Raw genomic sequence first — 24,688 nt, 5'->3', positions numbered from 1 at the left:
CGGTGACTGTCACCAGAAAATCTATAAATTCATAATTTTTCTCAGAGCGCTGCTTTTTGGGCAGCTAAATACCTTGTATGCACTGCCCATTTCAATTATCTTACCCCTATCCAAAAATATCACATCATCTGCAAGCCTTTTTGCCTGGAAAATATCATGGGTGACTATAACCACGCTTCTTTTCCCACCTGCCATAGACTTTATAAGCCTTTCCGCCTGAAGGGTACTTTCCATATCCATGCTTGCAGTTGGCTCATCCAAAAGCGTCAGCTCCGTTTCAATCACGGCGGTTCTTAAAAGTGCTGTTTTCGCACCTTCTCCACCTGAAAGCTTTTTAGCATTTTTATAAAGAAGGTGATCAATGCTAAAGAAACTCAAGTATTCATAAAATCTTTTGTCCATCATTTTTTTATTTTCATTTCTGAACTTAAGCCCTGATATAATATTATCCATAACTGATTTGTCAAAAAGATAGGGTTTTTGAACCATCATGGATATTGCTTTTCTGCTGTTTTCAATACCTTCCCTGCCGTTATAAAGAATTTTTCCCTCATCATAATCTATCAACCCTGCAATACATTCCAGCAGGGTACTTTTGCCGCTCCCATTAAGGCCCAGAACTGCATAAACTTTTCCTTCCTCTATGTCAAGCCTTTCAATATCAAGTACAACTCTGTTGTTGTATCTTTTTATAAGGTTTTCTATGTTTACCCTCAAGTTTCATCGCCTCCCTGAAACCTGTGGAGCATGTAATTAACTAAAAAGGATATTCCAAGTAGTATAAACCCTATTACAGCAGCCTCCCTGAAATTACCCTTGCCTGTTTCAAGGGCAATATATGTCGTCATAACCCTTGTATAACCCTTTATATTCCCTCCAACCATCATTACAGCCCCCACTTCTGATATGGCCCTTCCAAAGGCTACAGTAATAATAGTTAAAATTTGAACCCTTCCCTCCCGTATTATGGTTAAAATTATATTTTTTCCCTCCGCACCAAGTGAAAGGCAGGTTTTTCTAATCTCTAATGCGATTTTAGAAAAATGGGATACTGTAAGTCCAAATACTATTGGAAGTATAAGAAGTGTCTGGGCTATAATCATTGCTGCAGGAGTAAAGAGAAGCTCAAGCATTCCAAATGGTCCGCTTCTTGAAAGCATAACATATACTATAAGGCCCATAAGAACCGGTGGAAGGCTCATAAGTGTATCTGTAATCCTCATTATCCCTGTTTTACCTTTAAAGTTTTTAATTGATGCAGGTATACCAATGAATATTCCAACAATAGATGCTATGCAGGTCGAAGATAAGGATACAGTAAGGGACATCGCTATTACAGGATTGATGTCCTTAAATACTTCCTTCATGCTTTCAATAAATAACATTTGTATCACCTATTTTTTAGCATTTGGAATAAATAGAGGCTCTCCATATTTATCCTTGCCAAAATTTTTAATAAGCCCCTGAGCCTTATCTGATAGAATCCAATCTATAAATTTCTGCGCTCCATCATCGTTAATTTTATGTTTTTCAGGATTAACCTTTATTACGCCATACTGGTTATACAGCTTCTCGTTTTTCTCACATACTATTACGAGGTTAAGCTTGTCCTTCATAGATAAATATGTTGCCCTGTCAGTTAGTGTATATGCTCTTTTTTCGTCGGCCATTTGAAGAACTGCACCCATTCCCTTTCCTGCAGATATGTACCAGGTGCCATTTGGAGTAATCTTTGAACCTGCCCATAATTCTTTTTCCTTAACATGGGTTCCCGATTCATCTCCCCTTGATATAAATGTGGATTTGGTATCTGAAATAAGCTTTAATGCAAGGGTTGGGTCGTTGTAAGCCTTCTCCTTAACCCCTGCTGCATCTTCCCTTGGACCTACTATTATAAAATCGTTATACATTACGTCAAAGCGCTTAACTCCATAACCTTGCTTAACGAATTCTTCCTCCTTGGCCTTTGCATGGACCAGAAGGCAGTCAGCATCCCCTCTTTTACCAATCTCCATTGCTTCTCCCGTTCCCCTTGGAACCACTTTAACATGAATTCCAGTATCCTTCTCAAATTGCGGAATAAGATAATCCAAAAGCCCAGAGTCATATGTGCTGGTTGTAGTCGCAAGTGTAATGGTTTTTGACGACCCTGTGCAGTTCACTAAAACGAACATTAAAGCAATTAAAAGGATGGCATGTGACAATTTCCTCATAAAAAAACTCCCTTCATATTTTTAGATATGAAAGGAGAATGCTCTAAACCATTCTCCTTTCCAAACACGGGAGGCCCACCCGTTTCCAGATGAACCCATCGGCTTGATTTTCATTGCAGAGGCTTTAGAAAATCAAGCTCGGAGATCTAATATATTGTTTAGTGAAATTCTCTTATTCTTATATATATAATCAACATGTGAATTTTATGACTTAAACTACAAAATAAGTTCCGAAGGTTTATTTTACAAGAGCTTCTGTAAACATGACAGGAGATTTATCATGTAAAGTAATTGTTGATGGATTAAAAAAAAATTGTGAGCTGACGTTTTTACGTCAGCTCACATTCAATTTATATATCCAAAATTTCTTGCTGTTAAATAAAATTTACTCGCTTTTTCTTTATCTCCTTTTATCTCATAAATCCTTCCTATATAGTAATATATTTCTCCACAGGCAGGATCAATTGAAAGGGCCTTTTTAAGACAGGAAAGGGCTTCTTCCTCTTTATTTTCTAAAATAAATTCCCTTCCTTTTTTTACAAGACCAGCAATATCATTGCTCTTATTCTCAAGAGAATAAAACTCCTGAAGAAGGTTCTTTATTTTATCAGCAGTAAATGGCTTTTGAAGATATGCAACCGCCCCCAGTTTTGTACATTCAACCGCATTTTTTATTGTTCCAAAGGCTGTCATTATAACAACCGGTACATTTACTCCCTCTGCCCTTATCCTTCTTAAAATCTCCGTACCGCTTACTTCCGGCAATTTTATATCTAAAAATGCGATATCAAATTTTTCCTTTTCAAGCAATTCAAGGGCTTCACGTCCGTTACTTGCAGTTATGACAGTAAAATCATTAACTTCAAGACATGTTGTTAAAAGCATTCTAATATTTTTAGTATCATCTACCACAAGAGCTTTTTTCATATATTTCCCCCTAAACTCTCTTCAGTTTTATTGAGTGGAAGTGTAAAAATAAAATTGCTTCCTGCGTTTAACTTGCTCTCACACCATATTTCCCCTTGATGTGCTTCTATTATCTCTTTAGCTATCGCTAGTCCGAGTCCGCTTCCACTTCTTTCAAAGTGAGGATCATCAAGTTGAGTAAATTTATCAAATATCTTTTTTCTATATTCTTCAGGTATTCCTGCTCCTGTATCCTTGACAGAAACGTATATCCGGTTCTGTCTTGCATAGGCATTTATTGAAATTTCTCCTCCCTCTCCAGTTGCTTTAAGAGCGTTGGATATCAAATTGTTTATTACCCAGGTGATTTTTTCAAAGTCAGCTACAACCTGTGGAAGGTTTTCCGTAACTTTATAGTAAAGGTTTATATTCTTATCCTCGGCCTGGGCATAAAAACCCTTTATACTGTTAAGAATGACATCCTCTATTGAGCATTTTTCAAATTTAAATATAGATTTATCCGATTCAATCTTTGAAAGATCAATAAGGTTATTTACCAGGGATGACAGCCTTTCACCATCCTCCTTAATTGCATTAATGATCTCCTTCTGCTTTTCATTTAGTTCTCCCAAGCTTTCATCCTCAACAAGGCTTGTGCCTATTAGTATAGAAGTTAATGGAGTTTTGAATTCATGGGATATGGTTGATATAAGATCAGTTTTCATCTTTTCAAGCTGCTTTAGATTGGTTACGTCCTGAAACAGCACAACAACACCATTAATATTTGAATTACCATCTCGAACCGCCGTTACAATTACATTGAAGTAGTATTCCTTATTATTGGATTTAAAATACATTATCTTTTGTTTATGCTCATCTTCATTTGAAGCAAGCATGCTTGAAACATGATCAAACAGGTTTCCATCCCTGATCGCCTCAAGTAAATGTCTGTTTATAACCTTATCCTCAACCAGATTGAACACGTCCTCGCAGGCTTTATTTAAAAGCACTATTCTATAGCTTGTATCGAGTACAATGAGAGGGTCTGAAATACTTTTAACTATGGCTAATGATTTGTTTTTCTCATTAAGAAGTTTTCCCAGGGTGCTCTGCTCAAACTCCTGAAGCCTTCGTGTCATGTTGTTAAACTCCTGGGCAAGTTCGCCTATTTCATCCTTTGACATCACAGGGGCCTGCTTGTCTAAATTCCCTTCCCTTACAGATTTCATTGTTTCAGTCAATAAAACTATTGGTTTGAAGAATTTATTTATAAAATATATAGATACTAAAAATCCACCTATTAAAGCTCCTGCAGACATAATTAAGACAATTTTTAAAGAACTCTGCGAATCCCTTGCAGCCTCATCTTTACTGGTAAGCATTGCCCTTTCATTTAAAAGCGAGAGGTTTTTAAGCTCATCCTTTATACTATTTTGGAGGGGCAATATTTTTTCGTTATAAAACTTTACAGCGCTTTCTATGCCCTCATTATTTCTTATCTCTTGAAGGTTTGAGAAAAGTTTTACATATTCTACATAGTACTCATTTATCCTTTCATTATGTTCCTTTTCTCCAACCTCTGTTATATTGTTATACTCTATACTGAACCATTTGTAAAAGCTGTTAGTGTCTTTGTGGAAAGAATCTATAGCCTTTTCCTTGTCTTCATAAATATAATTTAAAATATCAACATTCTGGTTTTGAACTATTTCAAGCATATTGTTTACTGCATTTATACTCTTATAGTTGTTAACCATAAGACCGTCTATGGATTTAGTTATATCATAAAGCTTAAAAGTAGCAGTAATGCCCACCACAGCTATAAGAAGCACAAGGCACATATATACAAAAGTTATCTTATTTTTTAGCGTTTTAAGCATTTAACTCACCCCTTTCCCCTACATAAACATTTTAATATATCAGCCTTAATTTATAAAGTCAATTGATTATACTTATAATAAATCTTCAAAAGACACAGTACTTCTGTGAAAAATAAAGATAATCCATTTACATTGAATTTAATAAACATGATATTTTTTGAACAGAAATTTTAGTGAGCTTTATAAGTATGTCATACCGGTACTATAATTTAATAAAGAAACTTTGAAACATCGAGCATTTATCTTAGCTCGTATACAAAAGAGTTTAAATCAGTAAAACCATTACCATTGGAGTTTTACTGATTATTTATTTAATTATTAAAAATAACTTTTATGGGGAGATGAAACAATGCTTAATCAATATTGTGATGCTGGAAACAGCGTCATAATAAATTATCTGAGCAATAACTTTGATGATAAATCTGGACTTGAAAAGCTCAATGCTATTTATAACGAGGTTAAAAATTCAATATACTATGACAGCACAGCGCCAATTCAAAGAGCCTCTGAAACCCTTGTAATGGGAAGAGGAAACAACTTTGATAAAAATGTGCTTTTGCATACTCTGCTTAAAACCAGCGGTTTTAACTGTAAACTCTTATATAAATTTATAATTGACCGTACTGAAAGATTAGCAGGCATAGGTAGAAAGGAAGCACCATGGTTCTATGTTGAAATAGAATTTTTTAGTAAGAAGCTTTATCTCGACGCCAGCTTTGACAGGGAATTCCTTAGAATATCCGGTGTTGAGGATAGGAGCAGACCCTATGATTTTGCGCCTGAAAACTACTTTATAGATGATAAGAGGATTTTTGAAAGCACATTAAGTAAAACTGCTGAGTTTAGCGACAACATTATACGCATTATGAGTAAAGGCAGATATCACACTAAGTTATTTGGAAGCAGGAGGAGCAGCTATGTATAGTGCAATTATAGGGAAAAGCGAATACACTGAAATGATAATAAATTTACTTGAAAGCAAAGGTAAAAGCATAATGTTTTTAGGTTCTAAAGAAGATATTGAAAATTTTAAACATCGCAAAATTATCAAAACTGAAATCGACATTAAAAATGTTGCCCTTGTTAAAAGCATGGTTGAAACCCATTTAGTGGATAGCATATTTGTAGTAACGAATGATGACAGGCTCAATATGATGCTTGCAGAGGGATTGAAAAATCACAAAGATCTTTATGTTGTGTTTAAGGACGAAAAAATGCTTCAGATAGCAGACGGGGCATATAAGGTGATTTGCCTGGGGCACATTATAAGGGAGCTTATTGAAAGGGAGGTAGTATAAATGCTTGCACTTGTAGTCGGAGATAGGCTAAGAAGTCAGCTCATTCTTGACAGCCTTATAGATAAAGGTATTGGCGTTTCCTATATAGATAAGCAGGAAGAAATAAATGAAAAAATTCTTAAAGATCACGGAATTGAGCGTGCCAAGTACCTTCTGGCACTTACAAACAGCGATGAAACGAACCTTTTTTTATGTAAGATGGCCAAAAAAGTTTATGGAGTAAGTAAGACTGTAGCCCTTGTAAACAACATTGATAATCTTGAGTTTATGGAGAAGCAGGATATCGACTTCGCTATTTGCGCAAATCTTCTCTTAAAAGACAGTATAGAAGATTTCTTCTTTAAGGAGGAAGCTAAATGTATGTAATAATTGTTGGATGTGGAGGACTTGGAAGCACACTTGCTATGGAACTTTCAGATGAAGGACATGACGTTGCAGTAATAGATAATGATGATGAAAATTTAGACAGGCTTGGAAGCGGTTTCAATGGTCACAGAATAAGGGGTATTGAATATGATACCGATATATTGCTGGAAGCCGGAATTGATAAGGCGGATTTTTTCCTCGCATTAACCTACGATGATAACATTAACCTTACTGCTTCACAAATTGCAAAGAACATCTTCAACGTTTCAGGGGTTATTGCCAGGGTTTGCGAGCCTCAGAAGAAATTCATATATGAAAAGCTTGGAATTGAAACTATAACTCCTACAGAGCTTGGAGTTAATATCATAAAAACGCGAATTACAAATGCCAGAGTTAGCACCTTATTTATATTAAGCAGCAGCCTTGAGATTATAGAAACAGACATTCCAAAGGCAAAGCTTAAAACAGTAAAGGATTTTGAAGATGAATTTAATTGTATAGTGTCGGCTGTTTTAAGGGGCGATACCTACAAAATACCCGATAGTGGACAGCTGCTTCAGCCAAGGGATAAGATTATTTGTACAATAGATAGTACGAACAAAGAAAGGCTTATAGCTTCTCTATCAAAGGAGTTGTTAATATGAAAGCAATAGTTGTGGGCGGAGGGAAGGTTGGTTATTACCTTCTAAAAACCTTAAACCAAAAGGGATATGATGTAACATTAATAGAAAGGAATAAAAAAATATGCGATAAGACTGCCGAAGAAATTGACGCAAATATCATATGCGGTGATGGCACCAATCCAGAAGTTCTTTATGATGCTGATATTGAAAAAACCGAAGTCGTTGCCGCTGTTACAGGCAAGGATGAAGAAAATCTTGTTATTTGCCAGATTGCAAAGGTAAATTTTAACGTAGCTAAAACCATCGCAAGAATAAACAATCCTAAAAACAGAACCATATTCAAGGCTCTTGGAGTTGATAGGACGGTTTGCAGCACAGAGGTTATTGCTAATCTAATTGAAGGCGAACTAAACAGCAGCATGCTCAGGCCAATTCAAACACTTGATAGAGGAGAAATGATTCTCGCAGAGGCCAGCATTTTAAGAAAGAGCCCCTGGTGCAGCAAAATAATAAGCTCCCTCGATCTTCCCGAGGAATGCCTTATAGTTTCAATCCTGCGAAATGATAAAATTATCTTTCCAAAGGGGAATGTGGAAATTAAAGAAGGAGACAGGGTTCTTATAGTAACGAGCGTTAATATGAAAGATGAAGTAGAAAGATGCATAATGGGGGAATAGGATTATGTTAAGCGCTAAAAAGATTATAAAGGGCGTATTCTTGGAAATGTCCTTCGTTTTGATATTTGTGGTAATGCTTTTTGTCATGAACCTTGTACTTTCGAGGTGATTAATGAATATGGAAAATAAACAAAACTATGATATTAAAATTATAAGCTATTACACTGGTTTTATAATATTATGGACATCACTTCTTATGCTGATACCTATAATTGTTTCTATACTTTTTAAGGAGTGGGGCGCATTAGCTGACTTTATAATAAGCATCAATATAGCTTTAAGCACTGGGCTTATACTAATAATGTTTGGAAAAAAATCCCTGGGCAAAGTAAGATTTCAATGGAAACATGGGCTTATAGTCGCTTCCCTGTCATGGATTTTGCTTATGTTTCTTTGTGCAATTCCCTACAGGCTGAGCGGCCATGCTCTTTCTTTTTTGGATGCAGCCTTTGATGTTATGAGTGGATTTACCACAACGGGGCTTGTTCTTACCCAGGATTTAGAACACCTGTCCCTCAGCCTCAACACCTGGAGGCATATATTAACCTTTGTTGGCGGTCAGGGAATGGTCGTTCTTGCACTGTCGTTCCTTATGCGAGATACAGCAGGCGCTTATAAGATGTATGTAGGAGAAGGTAAGGACATTGAGCTTGTTCCAAACGTTAAAGGGACAGCCAGAATAATATGGGCAATAAGCATGTCCTATCTTGCAGTTGGTACACTGCTGATGTGGATAAACGGAATGATGATAGGGTTAAAGCCAGTATCTGCATTCTTTCATGGGCTTTTTATCTTTATGTCAGCATGGAGTACTGGAGGATTTGCCCCTATGTCGCAGAACATTCTTTACTATCACAGTATGTCCTATGAAATACTAACCATAATATTCTTTATAATAGGTTCCTTTAACTTCGGACTTCACTACGCTGTATGGCAGGGAAATAAAAAGGAAATAGTAAAAAACATCGAAATCCAAAGTTTTTTCATTACAGCAACCTTAACCTCGTTCTTTATAGCCCTTGGGCTTTCAAAACTTAACGTATATACCGATGCTGTATCAATTTTTAGGAAAGGTATATATCATTTGTTATCAGCTCATACAACAACAGGTTTTGCAAGCCTCTATGCAAGGCAGTTTGCTCTTGAATGGGGGGATTTTGCAGTTATAATGTTAATAATTGCAATGCTGATTGGTGGTTCTGCATGCTCAACAGCTGGAGGATTTAAAGGACTCAGAGTAGGAATTGTATTTAAAGGAATAATTGCAGACATTAAAAAGCTTTTAAGCTCTGAGAGAAGAGTAAGGGTGTTTAAATTCCACCACATTAAGGATTTAATACTTGATGATGGAGTTGTTAAAAGCACATCTCTTATTATAATTTGCTATGTTGTTCTTTTTTCAATTGGAACGGTAATTGGTTCATACTATGGCTATCCATTATTAAGCTCGGCTTTTGAAGCTGCTTCAGTTACCGGAAACGTTGGACTTTCAATTGGAGTTACATCGCCTTCAATGCCTTCTCTTATGAAGTTGTTTTATATAATAGCAATGTTCCTTGGCAGGCTTGAATTTATTTCCGTATTTGCTTTAGTAGGCTTCTTGTTTGGAGGTATTAAAAAAATATGTTCAAGGCGTTAAAAATAAATATCCTTCTTCTTTTTATAGTTTTCTTTTCTCTTCTTACATCCTTCACAGTCAGGGCTGATGAGGTTTCAAACTTTAGCGACTTTGTCGAAAAGGCTGCAGTCTATAATGGCAAAGAAGTCACAATAAGAGGTGAAGCCATTGGCGAGGCGATGAAAAGAGGAGATTATGGATGGGTTAATATAAGCGATGGAAGTCTTCCCATGGGAGTATGGATGAAATGGGAGGATGCAAAAAAGATTAAAACCTTTGGAGATTATAAGCACAAAGGAGATATCGTTGAGGTTACCGGAATATTTAATAAAAGTTGTTTGGAACATGGAGGTGACATGGATATCCATGCCAGTAATGTTAAAATTGTAGACCCGGGAAAAGTTCAACTTAAACCTGTAAGCCGCATTAAGATAGTAGTTGGCGCTTCCCTTACCCTTGTAACCCTTCTTATTGGTTCCATATATTTTAAACACAATAAGTAATCTAAAATTCCCCCTGCAGGACTAAACTGCCGGGGGATACTTTGTGGAATATGCCAAGTATCTTACTTTTCACTGCCACTTTACATCCTCATTGATAATCTTTTCCTTTCCAATATAGACGCAATACCTAAAATATTTTTGAATTTGCTCCGGCAGGGAGGTTATATCATTTTATATCAAACTCTATGCTATAAAGTGATTTAAGCTGCTGTGCCTGTTACATGGCTTATTTAACTTTGCTCCTCGCCTAATGCTTTAATTTCTAAAGCATCATTTACACCTAAAAGTTCCGCCCACTTGTTTATTTCTATTGGGATTATACAGCGGGCTTGCAATAAAAAGCCCCAATATTGCAAAGGAAATTATTAATATTTTATAAAACGAGAATACTCTCCCTAAATATTCCTGCAGGGTATTATTCTGAACTATGGTCCTTGAATAACTTCTCCGGATATTTTGAATCAAACCTAAAAGAATTAGTATAATAAAAGCTATATGTATATCTGAATATTATGGCTATATAATAGATGGAGATTATTTTGCGCTTATCCTGAACCAATCCTATTTCCATTTCATAGTATATATAGATGTAATATTTCCAATCATTCAGTAAGGGAGGATTATAATGTACTACCTAATGGACATGAGGGGACATGATCAAAAGAAGATGACCTGTCCTATGTTTATGCCATCGCATCATATACCTTCCGGCATGAATATGCCTATGGAAAATCCAATGCACAGCAATATGTATATGGCACAATCCCCCCAGCAACTATTAGACTTGCTTTTTGAAGCAATGAAGGACGAATTGCATGACAGGGCAAAATATGAGATGATGATGGATATGACAAGCAGCGACAAATGTAAAAAGCAAATTGAATTTGCCTACGAGGATGAAGGAAAGCATTATAAAATGTTCCAGCATATTTATCATCATCTCACCGGAAAGCCTATCGAAGTATCTGTTCCAAAGGTTGAAAGATACGATTCAATTAAAGAAGCAATTGAAACCAGTATAGACGGCGAACTGGAAGCCGTTGAGATGTACAGAAAAATATATGCCATGCTTCCGAGCAGAATGCTGAGGGATATGTTATATGAAATTATAACGGATGAACAGGAACATGCTACAAGGTTTGTTTATCTTTGCGGCTGCGTTAAATGCTAGAACATAATCATCTGGTACCAATTTAATAATATTTGTTATACAAAACCGCTGGAAATAACTTACCTTCCAGCGGTTTTGTTTTAAAAAATATTATTTTACAGTAGTTGTAAATAATTCCATACTGAAGTATATTATAAAGTGTATTAACATATCAAGGAATTTATCAAGAGTGGATAGCTATGAATTTTAAAAAACTGTCGGCCATGTTTCTATGCATAGCGATTTTATTTTCTCTATCAAGCTGCAGTGAAATTATACGTCCCGGTAAAGAATATCGCGAGACAAAGGAAGTTGAGCTCCAGGAAGCTGAAAAAGCTGATATTAACCTTAGGATGGGAGCTGGTAAGCTTTCAATAGATGGCAGTACGAAGAACATCAACCATCTATAAAAAATGCTAATCTTCGAAATAATCGTTATGAATGGAATTTTAAATTAAACAACAAATTGCCAATTAATATTTATATCGAATTTGGTGCCGGAGAGGAAAATCTTAACCTTTCAAATTTAAATTTAAGAGATGTAAACTTAAAGATGGGGGCAGGAGATGTAAAAATGGATATGTCCGGCAATTACAGTGAAAGCTTTAATGTTAATATTGCCGGCGGCGTTGGCAGAACTACCCTCTATCTTCCAAAGGATATAGGAGTAAATGTAAGAATTCAAAAGGGCATCGGGAAATTAAACGCCGATGGTTTTATTATAAAGGGAAGCAGTTATGTAAATGAGGCCTATGGCAAATCTAATATTACAATTAATGTTGACATAAAGGCAGGTATTGGCGAATTTATCCTTATACTAAAGTAAGTTTTAGCAGTATTTGAATCTATTGGCTCAAATACTGCCTTTGTCATTCCCCATAGTAGTGTTTGGAATTTTTAACATCGTAACCCGAGGGCTTCTGGAATATTCTGAGACCAAATTCAGGGACCACCGATAATATGTGTTCAATAATATCAGATTGGACAGCTTCATAACTCTCCCATGAGGTTTCCGCTGAAAAGGCATATATTTCAAGTGGAATTCCACTCTCTACTGGCATAAGAGGTCTTACCATAAGTGTCATATCCTGTCTTATACCAGGATGATTTTTAAGAAAAGATGTTATATAAACCCTAAAAAGCCCAAGGTTTGTCATTAACCTGAAATCCTCAACGTTATCCTCTGGGGAAGCCTTCATTTCAGATTTTTCCATCTCAGTAGCCTTTATTTCAATATGCTCCTTTAAGTATTTTATACCTTTTAATTTTTCAAGCATTTCATCGCTGCAAAATCTAACGCTTGTAATATCAATGTATATTGATCTTTTTATAAGCCTTCCTCCTGCTTCCTGCATTCCTCTCCAATTTTTAAAGGACTCGGAAATAAGCGCATATGTAGGTATTGTTGTTATGGATTTATCCCAGTTTTGTATCTTGATAATATGTAACGTTATATCTACAACTGTACCATTTGCTTCATACCGTGGAGCCTCAATCCAATCTCCAATCCTGACCATATCCGTTGCTGATATCTGAAGACTTGCCACAAGTCCCATAAAGGTTTCTTTAAAAATAATAAGAAGTGCAGCTGCCATTGCTCCAACTCCACTTAGAAGTATCCAGGGAGATTTATCGATCAAAATGCCTGTGGCTATTACAATTCCAACTATAAATAAAACTACCTTAAAAATCTGGATATAACCTTTTATAGGACGTGATTTCGATATTTCATATGTCCTGTATATATTATCCATTGCATCGAGCAGTGCACTAAAAAACATTAGCCCTATAATTATCATATAGGCAATCGAGATGCGTTCAACCCATATTCTAAGTCCTGTAAAGGCAGAGGCAAACTTATAGAGTATAAGGGCAGGAGGAATATGGTGAAGCCTCTCAAAAACCTTTTTTTCAAGAAGTATATCATCCCATATATTCCTGCTTTTCTTTATATAAAAAGGAAGCACTACGATAATTATTCGTTTTGATATTAATGCGGTAATGAAACTGCATAATATGGCACCAGCTAAAACCATCCCATTTGCAATATAATAGGAAAGTTCTGAACCGGTGCCAATACTTATTAACCAGTTGTTTAAATATTCTACCATACCTTCCTCCAGAATGCTGATATATTATTTTATATTAATATATTTCCCTGAAGAAGGTATATCCATCCGGCATTTATACTTTTTAATGCTCATCTGCTTTTAATCCATAAGCCTTATACCGAGGGCTTTATAAAATTCCCCATTTATATCATGTGTTAAACTCAGGTGATTATCAACCCTAAACTTAATTACATATCTCTTCATTCCCTCTCCATAAATGCCATCTACAGCATATGGATAATATCCCCTATTCTTCATTATTTTTTGAACCTCATAAACATCTGCCCCACTGCATCCGGGCTTAATCACCCTAAACCCGTTTCCAAATGGTCCATAGGGACCACCGTATATAACTACAGTTGTCCCGTATCCTACAAACTTTGACAACTCTTCAACATCTTTGTTGAACATCCTTATGCATCCATGTGATACTGCATATCCTATTGATCCTGGCCTGTTCGTTCCGTGTATTCCGTACGTACCCCATGGTACATTTAACCCAAGCCACTCTCCTCCAAATCCCTTTCCCCAGTCCCCCTTACTTATAATCTTCCAGGTCCCAAGGGGTGATGGAGTTGACGATTTCCCACTTGCGATTGGATACGACTTTACAGATTTCCCCGTTGAAATATCTATAAGATATAGCTTGGATTCTGTTATATCAATAAAGATACTATACCTATTTTTATTTATCATTGAAATTCTGCTTGATGTACTATATCCCTCAAATGCTGTATAACAAAGATAAACGAGTATAAAAGTTAAAATAGCTACTATTAGAATGAATATAATCTTTTTCAATTGGTACACTCCCGGCATAGCGATACAGTATAATTTTATGATGCAGCACTTAAAAATCATGCTAAGTTTATAAATAAACTCTTATATACAATAATGCAGTTCCTGTTTATGAGCATCAGCATCATTTTCCTATTATCCATTCAATATTTCATGTGGTGCCTTTTATTGCTAAAGCATCTGCTGAATGATACAATATTACTGATCGTAAAACATGGCAAAAATATAATGGACTAGAAAGGTTGTTAATATGTTTAAGCTAATTGTAACTGTAATAATAGGTCTCATTGGTGGTTTTACAGCTTTACGCCTGAAAGTGCCAGCAGGCGCAATGGTAGGAGCTATGTTATCGGTGGCACTATTTAATGTAATAACAGGTAATGCTTACCTTCCCGAGGATGTAAGAATAGTTACTCAAATAGCGGCTGGTGCGTTTATTGGAGCTGGAATTACATATAAGGACATTCTAGATCTTAGATTAATGATAAAGCCGGCAGTTTTGATGGTATCCAGCATGATAATCCTTGATCTCCTTATGGGATACATAATGTATAAAATTACGTCAATCGATTTAATTACATCTCTCTTTGCCAGCGCGCCAGGTGGAATTGTTGATATGTCCCTGATTAGCAGCGATTTGGGAGCAGATTCTTCAAAAGTGGCAATACTGCAGATGGTCAGACTAATGAGTGTTATGATTCTCTTTCCTTCGCTTATGAAGTTCATTTCATCACATCTAACCGCCTGGAAAAATGGCAACGGAAGCAAGAAGGAGGCCTGCAGCGATCTTCTCAGTGCCTCTTCCGAAGTTGATGAAACTGTTAACCTTAAATATACAACAAAAGAAAAGTATGTAAATCTTGCTCTTACAATGTTAGTCGCTCTTGCCGCTGGCTTGCTTGGATACAAGATTAAAATTCCAGCAGGAGCCATGACCTTTTCTATGATAGCGGTAGGTATTTTGAGCATATTTTTTAAAATAGGATATATGTCAGTAAATATCAGAAGGATAACCCAGGTATTTGCAGGAATACTTATAGGAGAGAGAATGACATTTGCAGATTTAATATCCCTTAAAAGCGTTATTCTTCCAGCTTTCATACTTTTAATCGGTATTATTGTCGTGAACCTGTGTATCGGTCTTTTAATAAGCAAAGTCAGTGGACTGGAACTTATTACTTCACTTCTGGCAAGTGCACCGGGAGGTGTATCTGACATGGCCCTAATAGCAAGGGATCTTGGTGGTGATGCCCCAAAAGTTGCCATATTGCAGCTTGCAAGATATATTTGCGTAATAGCACTTTTCCCGATAATAATTAAGTACGTAAGCTCTTGGTTATAGTCATTTTACTTCCTCAACGTAAAAAACTCCAGGATATTGACTCATATATAATATCCTGGAGATATGACATATTTGCGATTTACTTTAATTATTCAGTTTATGCCATCATGTAGGTTATTTGATCGGATAAGTTTATATTTCTTGTATCCCATTTCCTCGGACTGCATCCAGTGCTTTCAAATGGTAACCCTGTACCTTCTACAAATTTGAAAAATTTATCGTCATACCATGGAGGTGTCCATGCTCCTGATCTGCAGATATGGATTGTAGATATCTCTACATTATCAGGAAGAGTATCCCACGTAGAATATTTCACGTTAAAGGCATTATTGATTTGCTTGAAATCCTCTGGATTTTCCACAGTAAATGGGCTGTAAATAATATTAACCTTATAAATAACTCTATCTTTTAAAAGTTTACCAAGCCAGTTTGCACAGTTTATCTCAAAATTCAAGGAAGGAAGCCCATTATATCCTAAATCAGCATGGGCATCGAATAAATAGACATTAGTACAGCCATTGTCTTTGGCTATATTATAGGATAGGGCATGGGAATCGGATACATAAACCTTTGTGTTGTTGCTCAAACGAAATTTGTTTCTGACTTTATCCCAGAAATCTTCTACTTCCGGGGATAACTGAAATGACTCCTGTATATCTCGCCCCTGCTGTTTGAATTGAAAATACCGTTTATACCATATACTGTTGACATTTTTGCTGTTTTCAATATACGAACCCCAGTTTTCCTTTTTTGTATAAATGAAATAATCCCAGTCAACGCTTAAGAGGCACCTGTCCATAAAATCACCTCCATAGTTTCGATGCTCTTTCTTCTGTTGTGAAAGAGACCATAATCATTTTAAATTTAAGACCAGAATTTACGCTCCACAGCCATTTACTTTTAAACTGCTTCATCCAGCTCTTTTGCTTCAGTAACTACGGCAATAATCTCATCAGGATCGTTTTCAATTTTTATTTTTGATCCTAAACTTATATCCTTTATATAAATCTTATCTCCAGATTTCTTATTTTCTACATTTACGCTTATAACCCCTGGTATATCAGCAGCCCGTCCCGTAACTTCCACCTCTGGTATGAATATTTGAAGCAATTCCTTTCTCTCTTGCAGCCTATCCTGTCCATTAAATGCAACGGGAACCTTCAGCTTTACGATGTCATTTTCATTTACAATTTGCAATTCTATATGAAGTATATTTCCAGTAAGTGGATCTTTTTGAATTTCCTTTATAACACATTGCTTGATTTCTTCCTCTATTTTGACGCCTATTTTCCCATTCTTATTGCAACCTCTTAATAGTCTTTTCAACTTTTCAGCCTCAAACTTTACACTTTTAGAAGATATACCTTTACCATAAATGACACCTGGTACAAATCCATCTTTCCTTGCCCTATTCGGCTTTTCGGTTCTTTCTATGGCTCTTATAACTGCATCACTCATATTATCTATTCCTCCTTCCATTGATTAAAAAATCTATGAAATAAGGAATATATAATATTTATGATATTCTCGCTATATTATTTTATGCTGCAATACTTCTCCATGATCAAGCTGGATATGCAGTAGGATATAATACTCTCTGCTCCCTGGTTGAAATTGACTCCATTACTTGTAATACCGTCATAACAACCGCCTGTTTCAGAATCCACAAGTGAAATCCCTTTAGAGTTATATCCTTCATACCATTTATAACACTTTCTTGCTTTTCTAAGATAGGTTTTATCCCCTGTAACCTCATAAGCCTCAAGATAAGTAAGTATCATTTCACAGGCCTCAACTGGCTGTTCGTCAAACTCAGCAGCTTCCTTTCCTTTCTCAAGCCATCCTTTACAGCCTATGGGCTTGAAGTATCCATCCCTAAAGGTCTTCTCTTCCAAAAACTTCAGACTCTTCAGCCCTATCTCCTTATACCTTATCTCTCCTGTGACCCTATATCCTATGAGCATCGACCAGGGCAATACAGCATTGCAGTAGGTAATAACGTCTTCAAACCAATGCCAGTTTTCATCTTTAAAACGATCATATTGATCGGCAAGTAATCTGGACAATTGACTTATTTGGTACTTGGCTTCTTCGGTTTCAAGATGTCCAAGTCCAATAATGGAGTAGGCTTTTGCTCTTGGAAAGTTGAGATTCTCACAGTTTGGAATAGCCCTTTTCAAAAGATATCCTGCGGTACGCCTTACATTTAGTGGCACATGCTCACTGGATGCCGTAAATCCCAGTGCCCATAAACAGCGCCCAAAACAATCCTCAGAACCCCTCTCTTCAAGGAATCTCCTGTCGTATCCCATGAAGTTTTTAAACCAACCATCCTCATTCTGGGCATTCATAAGAAAAGCAATGTATCGATATATTAGTCTCTCATACCTCTTTACGGGGTATCTTTCAAAAAGTAGTACCGACATAATCAATGCCCTTGCATTATCGTCGGTAGTATAGCCCTTAGTTGGGTCAGGAACCCCGTATTTTGCATGCTGGAACATTCCTGTGTCGTCAGTCATGCGGAAAATGTGGTCGTCTTTCCATCTATGCAGGCAGCAGATCATTATATTACCAGGGCCTCCCCTTTTAGATAATCCTCCAGAGACGTAATGAATAACTTTGCATACTGTTTGGCCACATTTCCCCACATCATTGTCCTTCCAAGGCTTAGAGTTTTCTGTTCCATTTTCTTTTTCTCCTCTGGATGTTCCAGCACATAATTAATGCATTCTGCAAGGGATTTTGAATCATTAAACTCTGCAAGCAACCCCCTGCCCTCTGAGAGCATTTCTATTGCGTAGCTGTAAGGAGTGGATACAATCACCCTGCCGTATCCGACGGCGTAAGCTAATGTTCCACTCACCGCTTGATCCTTTCCCAGGTATGGTGTCATGTAAATATCAGAAAGCTGTAAGTAATGGATAATTTCCTCTTTAGATAGATATTTATTAACAAACCAAACATTTTCTTCAATACCCAGACTTCTTACCATCCTCTCAAGCTTTTCTCTGTAGCTTTCACCCGATTCCTTTTTGACGCAAGGATGTGTCTGTCCGAGAATGAGATATAGCACATCTTTATGTTTCTTTGCTACCTCAGAAATAGCCTCAATCCCATATTCAATGCCCTTTCCCGGATTGATGAGCCCAAAGGTACTGATTACTTTGCGGCCTTTAATGCCGTGTTTTTCCTTGAGCTTCTCCCTTGATTCCATTACCCTGAAAGGCACACCGTGGTGAATTACCTCAATCTTATCTGGAGCTATTTCATAAACACTCGTTAAAATGTTAACAGTGTTCTTCGCCATCGTAACAACTTTCTTGCTTCTCTGTCCGAGTGCTTTGAGGATTTCCCTTTGCTTCCCAGAAGGCTTTGGAAGCACAGTATGCAGTGTAGTAACAATTGGAATTTGCAGATTGTTTATAAAATCCAGCAGGTATTCTCCGCACTCCCCTCCGAAGATCCCATATTCATGTTCAATGACCAGCAGCTCAATATCTGTGTCGTTGAGTTTTTTAGCAGCCTCAATATAGCTTTCCCTGTCGTGCTGTTTAATTTCCATGATTACCCTGTCATCATACTCATAATCTCCGTTGCTAACCGCAATAATCTTAGGTCTATTAATAAGCTTGATTTTATCCAGCTCATTCACAAGGTCCTGCGTAAACGTAGCTAATCCACACTCCCTTGGTGGATAGGTGCTTAAAAAAGCAATATTTCTCATTCGATTTGAAACCATGTTTGCTCACTCCTTCCTTTGTAGTACCATCTTTCTTTACTTAAATGGCCATTTGCAGGCAATAATCTTCAGTAAATACCGTATTGTAATAATCATTATTTCGCTCAATGCTGCAGTCTGATGCAATAATGGTGCCAAAAAGTCTTGCACCATTTCCTACTACAACATTATCCCAGAGCACGCTTCCTATTATTTTGCTGCCCTTACCTATCCGTGCATTATTGCCAATAACCGTGTTCGGTCCTATTGTTGCATAGGCTTCAATCTCTACATTTTCACCTATATATACCGGTCCTAATATTCTTACTGTACTATGTATGGTTGCATTCTTCACCCTATATACATCCTTGTCGGAAAAGTCAATATCTGAAATTTTACATTTTCCAGAAAAGATATCCCTGTGAGCCTGCAAATACTTTTCAGGTGTTCCGATGTCCATCCAATAGGAACCGCTTTTATATACTGCAATTTTATATCCCTTCTGCAGCAGAAGCGGGAATACTTCCCTTTCAACCGATACCACCCGGCCTGAAGGTATCTCCTTTAAAACCTCCGGTTCAAATACATACACTCCTGCATTTATGTAATTGGAGGTAATTTCATGGGGTTGCGGCTTTTCCTTAAAGGATATCGCATATCCATTTTCATCATATTCAATAACTCCGTACATAGATGGATTATTTACCTGAGTAATCGCAATAGTAACGTCTGCTGATTTTGACTTATGATATTGGATAAGTTCTTTGAAGTTAATGTTGCTTAAAATATCCGAGTTGAAGATAAGAAATGTGTCATCATAAAAACTTTCGGTATTTTTAATAGCTCCTCCTGTACCAAGAGGAATATCTTCACACACATAGTGTATCTTCAATCCATGTCTGTCTCCATCGCCAAAGTATCTTTCAATATACTGAGGTTTGTAACAGGTGCTCAAAACCATTTCACTTATACCACAATCTTTAAGGTTTACCATATTTCTCTCCAGGAGAGGTTTTCCCATAATTGGAACCATAGGTTTTGGTAACTTATTGGTCAAAGGTCTTAGCCTTGTACCCATACCTCCTGCTAAAAATAATGCCTTCACAGTCTCATCCCTCCTTAAAGACTTTTTTGTTTATGGCTAAAAGACTAAACATTTTACAACAGCCAAGCTATACCAGCCTGCTAAACAGAAAAGGGTGATAAAATTCATAATATATTAGCCTTAGCCTTTCTGTCTTTCACTCAAAGCAATTACACTTTATTATCAAATGATCTAACTACAGAATTAAAAACTGAATTTGCTAGGTAGGGCCTGTCTTTGACTGTTAGAATTGGATCGTTAACATGTCTTCTGAAAAGCTCTTTATATGTATTATCATTGCTTTTTAATCCTGTTTCAAAATGATACATATATAAAAAGCCTCCTTTCACCAATGATTAATGTTATACATTAAATATCGGCGGAAGCTCGTTTATGCATCTGTTAGCACTCACGTAAATTGAGTGCTAACAATTTAAATTTTATCAATCATTCCTTTAATGTCAATTAAGACCAACAATAATTTTCCATGATATTTTGTTGTTATTTTAAAATATTTTTTTTAAATCAACCATTGCTTCGAAAATCGCTTTATATCTAGTTATTACAAAACTATTTTGTTTGCTTGGTATTAGGGGAACAATTATTACAAAATCTGCTCCACCCATGAAAATACCTCCTTTGATTTATATCAAAAAGTAAAATAGGCGGGAAACTCTTAAAAGAGTTTCCCGCCCTGGAAACCATCCAACCTTACTATTTCTCATACAGCTCCAAGGGCAGTTTATCAGGATCACTAAAAAAAGTGAACCTTTTACCTGTAACTTCGTCGATTCTTATTGGTTCAACCTCTATTCCCCTGCTTTTAAGCTCCTTAACAGCCTCTTCAATATTATCCACCTCAAAGGCAAGGTGCCTGAGTCCCCTTGCCTCTGGCCTGCTTACTCTTTTAGGGGGATCCGGAAATGAGAAAAGTTCAATTTGATATTCTCCTCCTACGGCAAGGTCGAGCTTATATGAATCCCTTTCCTTTCTATATGTTTCATTTATCACCTTAAAGCCAAGTACATTAACATAAAAGTCCTTTGATTTTTCATAATCCGAGCAAATTATAGCCACGTGATGTATCTTTTTTAGCTTCATATATTTTTCCTCACAGTACTTTTTATTACTTTAAATTTATCTCAATATCAAATTTCAACTCTTTTCCAGGGTCTAAACTATACACCTTTCCGTTCTTTGCTGTTATATCGATGCTGTCATAGAAGCCGTTAGTCGGTTCCAGTGCGCAGTTGTAGTCGCCTCTAAATCCTCCTTCCGTTACCCAAAAGCCAATATATGGAAGTTTTTCCTTATCAAATTTAACTGAATAGGTTATGTCCTTATGCGGGTAATATGCACCGCATCTTCCCTCTCTCACTTTTCCATTTACATAATACTTTTCAGAATGATTTGCTTCCCTGCCTAAAACTCTGTCAAGCCTGTAGTCCCTTCCATCAAGGTCCTTTGTAACGGGATAGGAATGAACCTTATTAACCTCCCCAAGTCTGCTGCTTTCATGAACGTTTATAACTTCTGAAGTTCCCTCTGGAAAAATAAGTTCCATATCCTCATGGCAGTTTATAAGACAGTGCATAGCCCAGATACACGGAAATGCATCTTTCCCTGTATTTATTATTTCATATTTGAGAAGAAGCCTGTCTCCATCAAGCTCTAAAACCTTTTTATACTCATAGGGTAAAATAGCACTCTTAAACCAAAGGTAAGCCCTGTTGTCCTCTATTTTATAATTAAAGGAAGATGTCCATACCTCACCATGGTCAGGGTATAAAACTTTTTTGCCATCATACATAACTCTGCAGGCATCTATTGTCGGAAAGGCGTCATCAAAGCCTGATGCATCGTAGTTCTCAAAGGCTGCATAAAGTTCAGGCCTTCTATATATTTTTTCCTTGTTTTGAAAAAGCAGCTCAAAATCCTTCCCTTTATGATAGATGGATGCTATTTTCCCTCCAATATCAGGGAGAACTACAACTTTTAAAACCTCGCTCTCTAATATTAAAGCCTTCTCCCCTTTAAATATACTTTCTAAAATCATGGCTATTACCCCCGAGGATTACTTATCATATCCATTAGGATGGTTTTTATGCCAGTTCCATGCTGTTTCTATTATAACCTCTAAATCGTTGTATTTTGGTTTCCAGCCAAGTTCCTTAATTGCTTTTTCGGAAGAAGCTATAAGCACTGCAGGGTCCCCTGCCCTTCTTGGAGCAACTTCAGCCTTAATTTCCCTTCCTGTGACTCTCCTTGCAGCCTCAATAACTTCCTTTACCGAAAATCCCATTCCATTTCCTAAATTATATATTTTGCTTTCTCCGCCATTTCTGAGCCTGTCAAGGGCAAGAAGGTGTGCATTTGCAAGGTCTGTTACATGAATGTAATCCCTTATACAAGTTCCATCCTCTGTTGGATAATCGTCACCAAAAATCATTATCTTATCCCTCTGTCCAAGGGCTACCTGAAGTATTATTGGAATGAGGTGTGTTTCAGGTTTATGATCTTCCCCTATTTTTCCGCTTATATGGGCACCTGCGACGTTGAAATATCTAAGGGCTGTATATTTAATTCCATATGCAACTTCGCACCACTTGAGCACCTTTTCAACCATTAGTTTAGATTCACCATATGGGTTTGTTGGAAGAGTCCTGTCATCCTCAAGTATTGGAATATTTTCCACCTCTCCATATGTAGCAGCAGTAGATGAAAATACGATATACTTAACATCGTGTTTGCTCATAGCCTGAAGAAGGCTTATTACTGAGCCTACGTTGTTTTCAAAATACTTTAAGGGGTTTGTCATACTCTCCCCCACCAGGGAATCAGCAGCAAAATCTATTACTGACTCTATATCATTTTCTGTAAATATTTTATCAAGAAGCTCCTTATCCCTTAAATCTCCTTTATAAAGCTTGCCTCCTAGAACAGCAGCTTCATGGCCCTTTTGAAAATTGTCAAGTACAACAACCTCTTCTCCCTTTTCAAGAAGCTCAGCCACCATGTGGCTTCCTATATATCCTGCTCCTCCGCAAACTAATACAGCCATTTTAAATCCTCCCGTATTAATATTTTATTTCCCTTGCCCCTTCACCAACTTCAGCAATATACATAGTTGGTTTGTAACCGATTTTCTTTTCATAGTTTTCGGTTACAACATTGATGAAATCATCTACTTTATCTTCCTCCACAATACTTACGGTGCATCCTCCAAAACCAGCCCCTGTCATCCTTGAACCAAGCACAAAATCAAGCTTTAAAGCTTCCTCAACAAGGGTGTCAAGCTCTATTCCTGTTACTTCATAATCATCTTTCAATGATTCATGTGAACCTGTCATAAGCTTTCCAAAGGCAGCAAGGTCATTGTTCTTTAGGGCATCGATTGCATCTAAAACCCTTTTATCCTCTGAAATTACGTGCCTCGCCCTTTTCCTTAAAACCTCATAAGGTATTAAGCTCTCATACTTTTCAAAGTCTTCCATTGTAATCTGTCCCAAGTTTTCTACATCAAGCTTTTTCTGCAGATATGAAAGTGCCTCTTCACATTCCCTTCTTCTTTCATTGTACTTTGAATCCTGAAGACCCCTTCTTTTATTTGTATTAGATATAACAAGCTTATATCCCTTCATTTCAAGTGGAACATATTTATACTCAAGGGTATCGCACTTTAAAAATATAGCTGACTTTTCCTTTCCCATGCCAACCGCAAACTGATCCATAATTCCGCAGTTTACCCCACAGAATATGTCTTCAGCCCTCTGACAAAGTTTTACAAGCTCTATTCTATCAATATTCAAATTAAAAACTTCATTTACTGCCACTGCCGTTACAAGTTCAATGGATGCTGATGATGAAAGACCAGCACCGTTTGGTATGTTGCCTTCAAATACAACTTCAAACCCATTAAAATTATACCCCTCATTCTGGAGCATTTTCAATACTCCCTTTGGATAATTTGCCCAGTCATGTTTCCTTTGATATCTTATATCGTTAAGGTCTGCCTCTACCCTAAGTTCAAAGTTTGTTGAGGCAAAGCATACTTTACTGTCATCCCTTAAGCGTATTGCTGCAAAGGTTCCAAAGTCGAGTGCACAGGGAAAAACGTATCCTCCATTATAGTCCGTATGCTCCCCTATAAGGTTAACACGTCCCGGTGCAAAGAAAATCCTTATTTCCTTTCCGTTATCTCCATACAGCTCCTTTAATCTTTTAATTGTAACTGTTTTCATCTTAATCCCCCCAAAATTATTTTTAATTAGTCTCTTGCAAAACCTTGAAAGGCTTAATTTTCAAGGCTCTGCATTCATCTATATGCAGGATATCCCCCAACATTTATCGAATTATATATGTACCACCAAACACAATTCATAAATGGAGGGATACCCT

29 protein-coding genes and 1 riboswitch are annotated in these 24,688 nt (G+C 36.8%); of the genes, 11 read left to right on the top strand and 18 right to left on the bottom strand.

Going from position 1 to position 24,688, the window contains the following annotated elements; translation table 11 throughout:
- Positions 1-21 precede the first annotated feature (21 nt).
- The 5 genes from EDD71_RS09215 to EDD71_RS09195 all read right to left on the bottom strand — a co-directional run bounded on the left by EDD71_RS09215 (position 22) and on the right by EDD71_RS09195 (position 4,999).
- Positions 22-717 (bottom strand): ATP-binding cassette domain-containing protein, encoded by a 696-nt coding sequence (locus tag EDD71_RS09215; protein WP_133628448.1) that lies wholly within the window; start codon positions 715-717, stop codon positions 22-24.
- A complete protein-coding gene (locus EDD71_RS09210; protein WP_133628498.1) occupies positions 714-1,367 on the bottom strand; it encodes an ABC transporter permease in 654 nt (217 codons plus the stop codon). Before EDD71_RS09210 ends, EDD71_RS09215 begins: the two co-directional genes overlap by 4 nt.
- A gap of 27 nt (positions 1,368-1,394) precedes the next feature.
- Positions 1,395-2,213, bottom strand: coding sequence for an ABC transporter substrate-binding protein (locus EDD71_RS09205; protein ID WP_133628447.1), 819 nt, complete (start codon positions 2,211-2,213; stop codon positions 1,395-1,397).
- A gap of 37 nt (positions 2,214-2,250) precedes the next feature.
- Positions 2,251-2,369, bottom strand: a riboswitch (molybdenum cofactor riboswitch).
- 189 nt (positions 2,370-2,558) lie between these two features.
- Positions 2,559-3,140 (bottom strand): response regulator, encoded by a 582-nt coding sequence (locus EDD71_RS09200; RefSeq protein ID WP_133628446.1) that lies wholly within the window; start codon positions 3,138-3,140, stop codon positions 2,559-2,561.
- A complete protein-coding gene (locus tag EDD71_RS09195) occupies positions 3,137-4,999 on the bottom strand; it encodes a sensor histidine kinase (RefSeq protein WP_133628445.1) in 1,863 nt (620 codons plus the stop codon). Before EDD71_RS09195 ends, EDD71_RS09200 begins: the two co-directional genes overlap by 4 nt.
- A 349-nt stretch (positions 5,000-5,348) precedes the next feature.
- On the opposite strand from EDD71_RS09195, the gene EDD71_RS09190 reads away from it, so the two are divergent.
- From EDD71_RS09190 to EDD71_RS09160, 7 genes are all read left to right on the top strand, one after another.
- The gene (locus EDD71_RS09190) at positions 5,349-5,924 is read left to right on the top strand and encodes a transglutaminase domain-containing protein (protein WP_133628444.1); all 576 of its coding nucleotides are present in this window, start codon (positions 5,349-5,351) and stop codon (positions 5,922-5,924) included.
- The gene (locus EDD71_RS09185) at positions 5,917-6,297 is read left to right on the top strand and encodes a hypothetical protein (protein WP_133628443.1); all 381 of its coding nucleotides are present in this window, start codon (positions 5,917-5,919) and stop codon (positions 6,295-6,297) included. The genes EDD71_RS09190 and EDD71_RS09185 overlap by 8 nt, the downstream gene beginning before the upstream one ends.
- Positions 6,298-6,663, top strand: a complete 366-nt coding sequence (locus EDD71_RS09180; protein ID WP_133628442.1) for an NAD-binding protein — start codon at positions 6,298-6,300, stop codon at positions 6,661-6,663.
- Complete coding sequence (locus EDD71_RS09175; protein WP_133628441.1) at positions 6,654-7,307, top strand: potassium channel family protein; 654 nt, start codon at positions 6,654-6,656, stop codon at positions 7,305-7,307. The genes EDD71_RS09180 and EDD71_RS09175 overlap by 10 nt, the downstream gene beginning before the upstream one ends.
- Positions 7,304-7,963, top strand: a complete 660-nt coding sequence (locus EDD71_RS09170) for a potassium channel family protein (protein WP_133628440.1) — start codon at positions 7,304-7,306, stop codon at positions 7,961-7,963. The genes EDD71_RS09175 and EDD71_RS09170 overlap by 4 nt, the downstream gene beginning before the upstream one ends.
- A 118-nt stretch (positions 7,964-8,081) precedes the next feature.
- The gene (locus tag EDD71_RS09165; RefSeq protein ID WP_243116432.1) at positions 8,082-9,602 is read left to right on the top strand and encodes a TrkH family potassium uptake protein; all 1,521 of its coding nucleotides are present in this window, start codon (positions 8,082-8,084) and stop codon (positions 9,600-9,602) included.
- Positions 9,587-10,084, top strand: a complete 498-nt coding sequence (locus EDD71_RS09160; protein ID WP_133628438.1) for a DNA-binding protein — start codon at positions 9,587-9,589, stop codon at positions 10,082-10,084. The genes EDD71_RS09165 and EDD71_RS09160 overlap by 16 nt, the downstream gene beginning before the upstream one ends.
- Positions 10,085-10,153: 69 nt before the next feature.
- Here the strand turns inward: EDD71_RS09160 and EDD71_RS16125 are convergent, their stop codons facing one another.
- Complete coding sequence (locus tag EDD71_RS16125; RefSeq protein ID WP_423244817.1) at positions 10,154-10,240, bottom strand: hypothetical protein; 87 nt, start codon at positions 10,238-10,240, stop codon at positions 10,154-10,156.
- Between the two features lie 469 nt (positions 10,241-10,709).
- On the opposite strand from EDD71_RS16125, the gene EDD71_RS09155 reads away from it, so the two are divergent.
- From EDD71_RS09155 to EDD71_RS09145, 3 genes are all read left to right on the top strand, one after another.
- Entirely contained in the window at positions 10,710-11,255 is a 546-nt protein-coding gene (locus EDD71_RS09155) for a ferritin-like domain-containing protein (RefSeq protein ID WP_133628437.1), read from the top strand.
- Positions 11,256-11,434: 179 nt separating this feature from the next.
- Complete coding sequence (locus EDD71_RS09150) at positions 11,435-11,644, top strand: hypothetical protein (protein ID WP_133628436.1); 210 nt, start codon at positions 11,435-11,437, stop codon at positions 11,642-11,644.
- A 56-nt stretch (positions 11,645-11,700) separates the two neighbouring features.
- A complete protein-coding gene (locus EDD71_RS09145; RefSeq protein ID WP_166636424.1) occupies positions 11,701-12,060 on the top strand; it encodes a LiaF domain-containing protein in 360 nt (119 codons plus the stop codon).
- 43 nt (positions 12,061-12,103) lie between these two features.
- Here the strand turns inward: EDD71_RS09145 and EDD71_RS09140 are convergent, their stop codons facing one another.
- Both EDD71_RS09140 and EDD71_RS09135 read right to left on the bottom strand, forming a co-directional pair.
- Positions 12,104-13,345 carry a mechanosensitive ion channel family protein gene (locus tag EDD71_RS09140; protein ID WP_133628434.1) on the bottom strand — a complete coding sequence of 414 codons (1,242 nt, stop codon included), beginning with the start codon at positions 13,343-13,345 and terminating at the stop codon, positions 12,104-12,106.
- A 99-nt stretch (positions 13,346-13,444) separates the two neighbouring features.
- On the bottom strand, positions 13,445-14,155 hold the full coding sequence (locus EDD71_RS09135) for a L,D-transpeptidase family protein (protein WP_166636428.1): 711 nt from the start codon (positions 14,153-14,155) through the stop codon (positions 13,445-13,447).
- 238 nt (positions 14,156-14,393) lie between these two features.
- Here EDD71_RS09135 and EDD71_RS09130 point away from each other — a divergent pair, with 238 nt between their 5' ends.
- Positions 14,394-15,485: an AbrB family transcriptional regulator gene (locus EDD71_RS09130; RefSeq protein ID WP_133628432.1), complete on the top strand. Its 1,092-nt coding sequence runs from the start codon at positions 14,394-14,396 to the stop codon at positions 15,483-15,485.
- A gap of 97 nt (positions 15,486-15,582) precedes the next feature.
- Here EDD71_RS09130 and EDD71_RS09125 read toward each other — a convergent pair whose 3' ends face one another.
- The 10 genes from EDD71_RS09125 to EDD71_RS09085 all read right to left on the bottom strand — a co-directional run bounded on the left by EDD71_RS09125 (position 15,583) and on the right by EDD71_RS09085 (position 24,531).
- On the bottom strand, positions 15,583-16,284 hold the full coding sequence (locus tag EDD71_RS09125) for an arginase (protein WP_133628431.1): 702 nt from the start codon (positions 16,282-16,284) through the stop codon (positions 15,583-15,585).
- 101 nt (positions 16,285-16,385) lie between these two features.
- Entirely contained in the window at positions 16,386-16,943 is a 558-nt protein-coding gene (locus EDD71_RS09120) for a 50S ribosomal protein L25 (protein WP_133628430.1), read from the bottom strand.
- A 77-nt stretch (positions 16,944-17,020) separates the two neighbouring features.
- On the bottom strand, positions 17,021-18,052 hold the full coding sequence (locus EDD71_RS09115; protein WP_133628429.1) for a glycosyltransferase: 1,032 nt from the start codon (positions 18,050-18,052) through the stop codon (positions 17,021-17,023).
- Positions 18,052-19,227 (bottom strand): glycosyltransferase family 4 protein, encoded by a 1,176-nt coding sequence (locus EDD71_RS09110; protein WP_133628428.1) that lies wholly within the window; start codon positions 19,225-19,227, stop codon positions 18,052-18,054. The genes EDD71_RS09115 and EDD71_RS09110 overlap by 1 nt, the downstream gene beginning before the upstream one ends.
- 40 nt (positions 19,228-19,267) lie before the next feature.
- Entirely contained in the window at positions 19,268-20,311 is a 1,044-nt protein-coding gene (locus tag EDD71_RS09105) for a nucleotidyltransferase family protein (RefSeq protein ID WP_133628427.1), read from the bottom strand.
- 149 nt (positions 20,312-20,460) lie between these two features.
- The gene (locus tag EDD71_RS15350) at positions 20,461-20,619 is read right to left on the bottom strand and encodes a hypothetical protein (RefSeq protein WP_166636423.1); all 159 of its coding nucleotides are present in this window, start codon (positions 20,617-20,619) and stop codon (positions 20,461-20,463) included.
- Between the two features lie 385 nt (positions 20,620-21,004).
- Entirely contained in the window at positions 21,005-21,391 is a 387-nt protein-coding gene (gene gloA2 / locus EDD71_RS09100) for an SMU1112c/YaeR family gloxylase I-like metalloprotein (RefSeq protein WP_133628426.1), read from the bottom strand.
- Between the two features lie 25 nt (positions 21,392-21,416).
- The gene (locus tag EDD71_RS09095; protein ID WP_133628425.1) at positions 21,417-22,346 is read right to left on the bottom strand and encodes a DUF5107 domain-containing protein; all 930 of its coding nucleotides are present in this window, start codon (positions 22,344-22,346) and stop codon (positions 21,417-21,419) included.
- A gap of 18 nt (positions 22,347-22,364) precedes the next feature.
- Positions 22,365-23,351, bottom strand: coding sequence for a UDP-glucose 4-epimerase GalE (gene galE, locus EDD71_RS09090; RefSeq protein WP_133628424.1), 987 nt, complete (start codon positions 23,349-23,351; stop codon positions 22,365-22,367).
- 16 nt (positions 23,352-23,367) lie between these two features.
- Positions 23,368-24,531 carry a galactokinase gene (locus tag EDD71_RS09085; protein ID WP_133628423.1) on the bottom strand — a complete coding sequence of 388 codons (1,164 nt, stop codon included), beginning with the start codon at positions 24,529-24,531 and terminating at the stop codon, positions 23,368-23,370.
- Positions 24,532-24,688: the final 157 nt, after the last annotated feature.

It is taken from the genome of Fonticella tunisiensis, assembly GCF_004364155.1.
GTDB classification, from domain to species: Bacteria; Bacillota; Clostridia; order Clostridiales; family Caloramatoraceae; genus Fonticella; species Fonticella tunisiensis.
This window is presented reverse-complemented; position numbering and strand designations above follow the sequence as displayed.

What these genes read in the sequence shown, in the direction of transcription:
- EDD71_RS09210 (WP_133628498.1), bottom strand. Translation starts at nt 1,367, where the DNA reads ATGAAGGAAGTATTTAAGGACATCAATCCTGTAATAGCGATGTCCCTT.
- EDD71_RS09205 (WP_133628447.1), bottom strand. Translation starts at nt 2,213, where the DNA reads ATGAGGAAATTGTCACATGCCATCCTTTTAATTGCTTTAATGTTCGTT.
- EDD71_RS09200 (WP_133628446.1), bottom strand. Translation starts at nt 3,140, where the DNA reads ATGAAAAAAGCTCTTGTGGTAGATGATACTAAAAATATTAGAATGCTT.
- EDD71_RS09195 (WP_133628445.1), bottom strand. Translation starts at nt 4,999, where the DNA reads ATGCTTAAAACGCTAAAAAATAAGATAACTTTTGTATATATGTGCCTT.
- EDD71_RS09190 (WP_133628444.1), top strand. Translation starts at nt 5,349, where the DNA reads ATGCTTAATCAATATTGTGATGCTGGAAACAGCGTCATAATAAATTAT.
- EDD71_RS09185 (WP_133628443.1), top strand. Translation starts at nt 5,917, where the DNA reads ATGTATAGTGCAATTATAGGGAAAAGCGAATACACTGAAATGATAATA.
- EDD71_RS09180 (WP_133628442.1), top strand. Translation starts at nt 6,298, where the DNA reads ATGCTTGCACTTGTAGTCGGAGATAGGCTAAGAAGTCAGCTCATTCTT.
- EDD71_RS09175 (WP_133628441.1), top strand. Translation starts at nt 6,654, where the DNA reads ATGTATGTAATAATTGTTGGATGTGGAGGACTTGGAAGCACACTTGCT.
- EDD71_RS09170 (WP_133628440.1), top strand. Translation starts at nt 7,304, where the DNA reads ATGAAAGCAATAGTTGTGGGCGGAGGGAAGGTTGGTTATTACCTTCTA.
- EDD71_RS09165 (WP_243116432.1), top strand. Translation starts at nt 8,082, where the DNA reads ATGGAAAATAAACAAAACTATGATATTAAAATTATAAGCTATTACACT.
- EDD71_RS09160 (WP_133628438.1), top strand. Translation starts at nt 9,587, where the DNA reads ATGTTCAAGGCGTTAAAAATAAATATCCTTCTTCTTTTTATAGTTTTC.
- EDD71_RS09155 (WP_133628437.1), top strand. Translation starts at nt 10,710, where the DNA reads ATGTACTACCTAATGGACATGAGGGGACATGATCAAAAGAAGATGACC.
- EDD71_RS09150 (WP_133628436.1), top strand. Translation starts at nt 11,435, where the DNA reads ATGAATTTTAAAAAACTGTCGGCCATGTTTCTATGCATAGCGATTTTA.
- EDD71_RS09140 (WP_133628434.1), bottom strand. Translation starts at nt 13,345, where the DNA reads ATGGTAGAATATTTAAACAACTGGTTAATAAGTATTGGCACCGGTTCA.
- EDD71_RS09130 (WP_133628432.1), top strand. Translation starts at nt 14,394, where the DNA reads ATGTTTAAGCTAATTGTAACTGTAATAATAGGTCTCATTGGTGGTTTT.
- EDD71_RS09125 (WP_133628431.1), bottom strand. Translation starts at nt 16,284, where the DNA reads ATGGACAGGTGCCTCTTAAGCGTTGACTGGGATTATTTCATTTATACA.
- EDD71_RS09120 (WP_133628430.1), bottom strand. Translation starts at nt 16,943, where the DNA reads ATGAGTGATGCAGTTATAAGAGCCATAGAAAGAACCGAAAAGCCGAAT.
- EDD71_RS09115 (WP_133628429.1), bottom strand. Translation starts at nt 18,052, where the DNA reads ATGATCTGCTGCCTGCATAGATGGAAAGACGACCACATTTTCCGCATG.
- EDD71_RS09110 (WP_133628428.1), bottom strand. Translation starts at nt 19,227, where the DNA reads ATGGTTTCAAATCGAATGAGAAATATTGCTTTTTTAAGCACCTATCCA.
- EDD71_RS15350 (WP_166636423.1), bottom strand. Translation starts at nt 20,619, where the DNA reads ATGTATCATTTTGAAACAGGATTAAAAAGCAATGATAATACATATAAA.
- gloA2 (WP_133628426.1), bottom strand. Translation starts at nt 21,391, where the DNA reads ATGAAGCTAAAAAAGATACATCACGTGGCTATAATTTGCTCGGATTAT.
- EDD71_RS09095 (WP_133628425.1), bottom strand. Translation starts at nt 22,346, where the DNA reads ATGATTTTAGAAAGTATATTTAAAGGGGAGAAGGCTTTAATATTAGAG.
- galE (WP_133628424.1), bottom strand. Translation starts at nt 23,351, where the DNA reads ATGGCTGTATTAGTTTGCGGAGGAGCAGGATATATAGGAAGCCACATG.
- EDD71_RS09085 (WP_133628423.1), bottom strand. Translation starts at nt 24,531, where the DNA reads ATGAAAACAGTTACAATTAAAAGATTAAAGGAGCTGTATGGAGATAAC.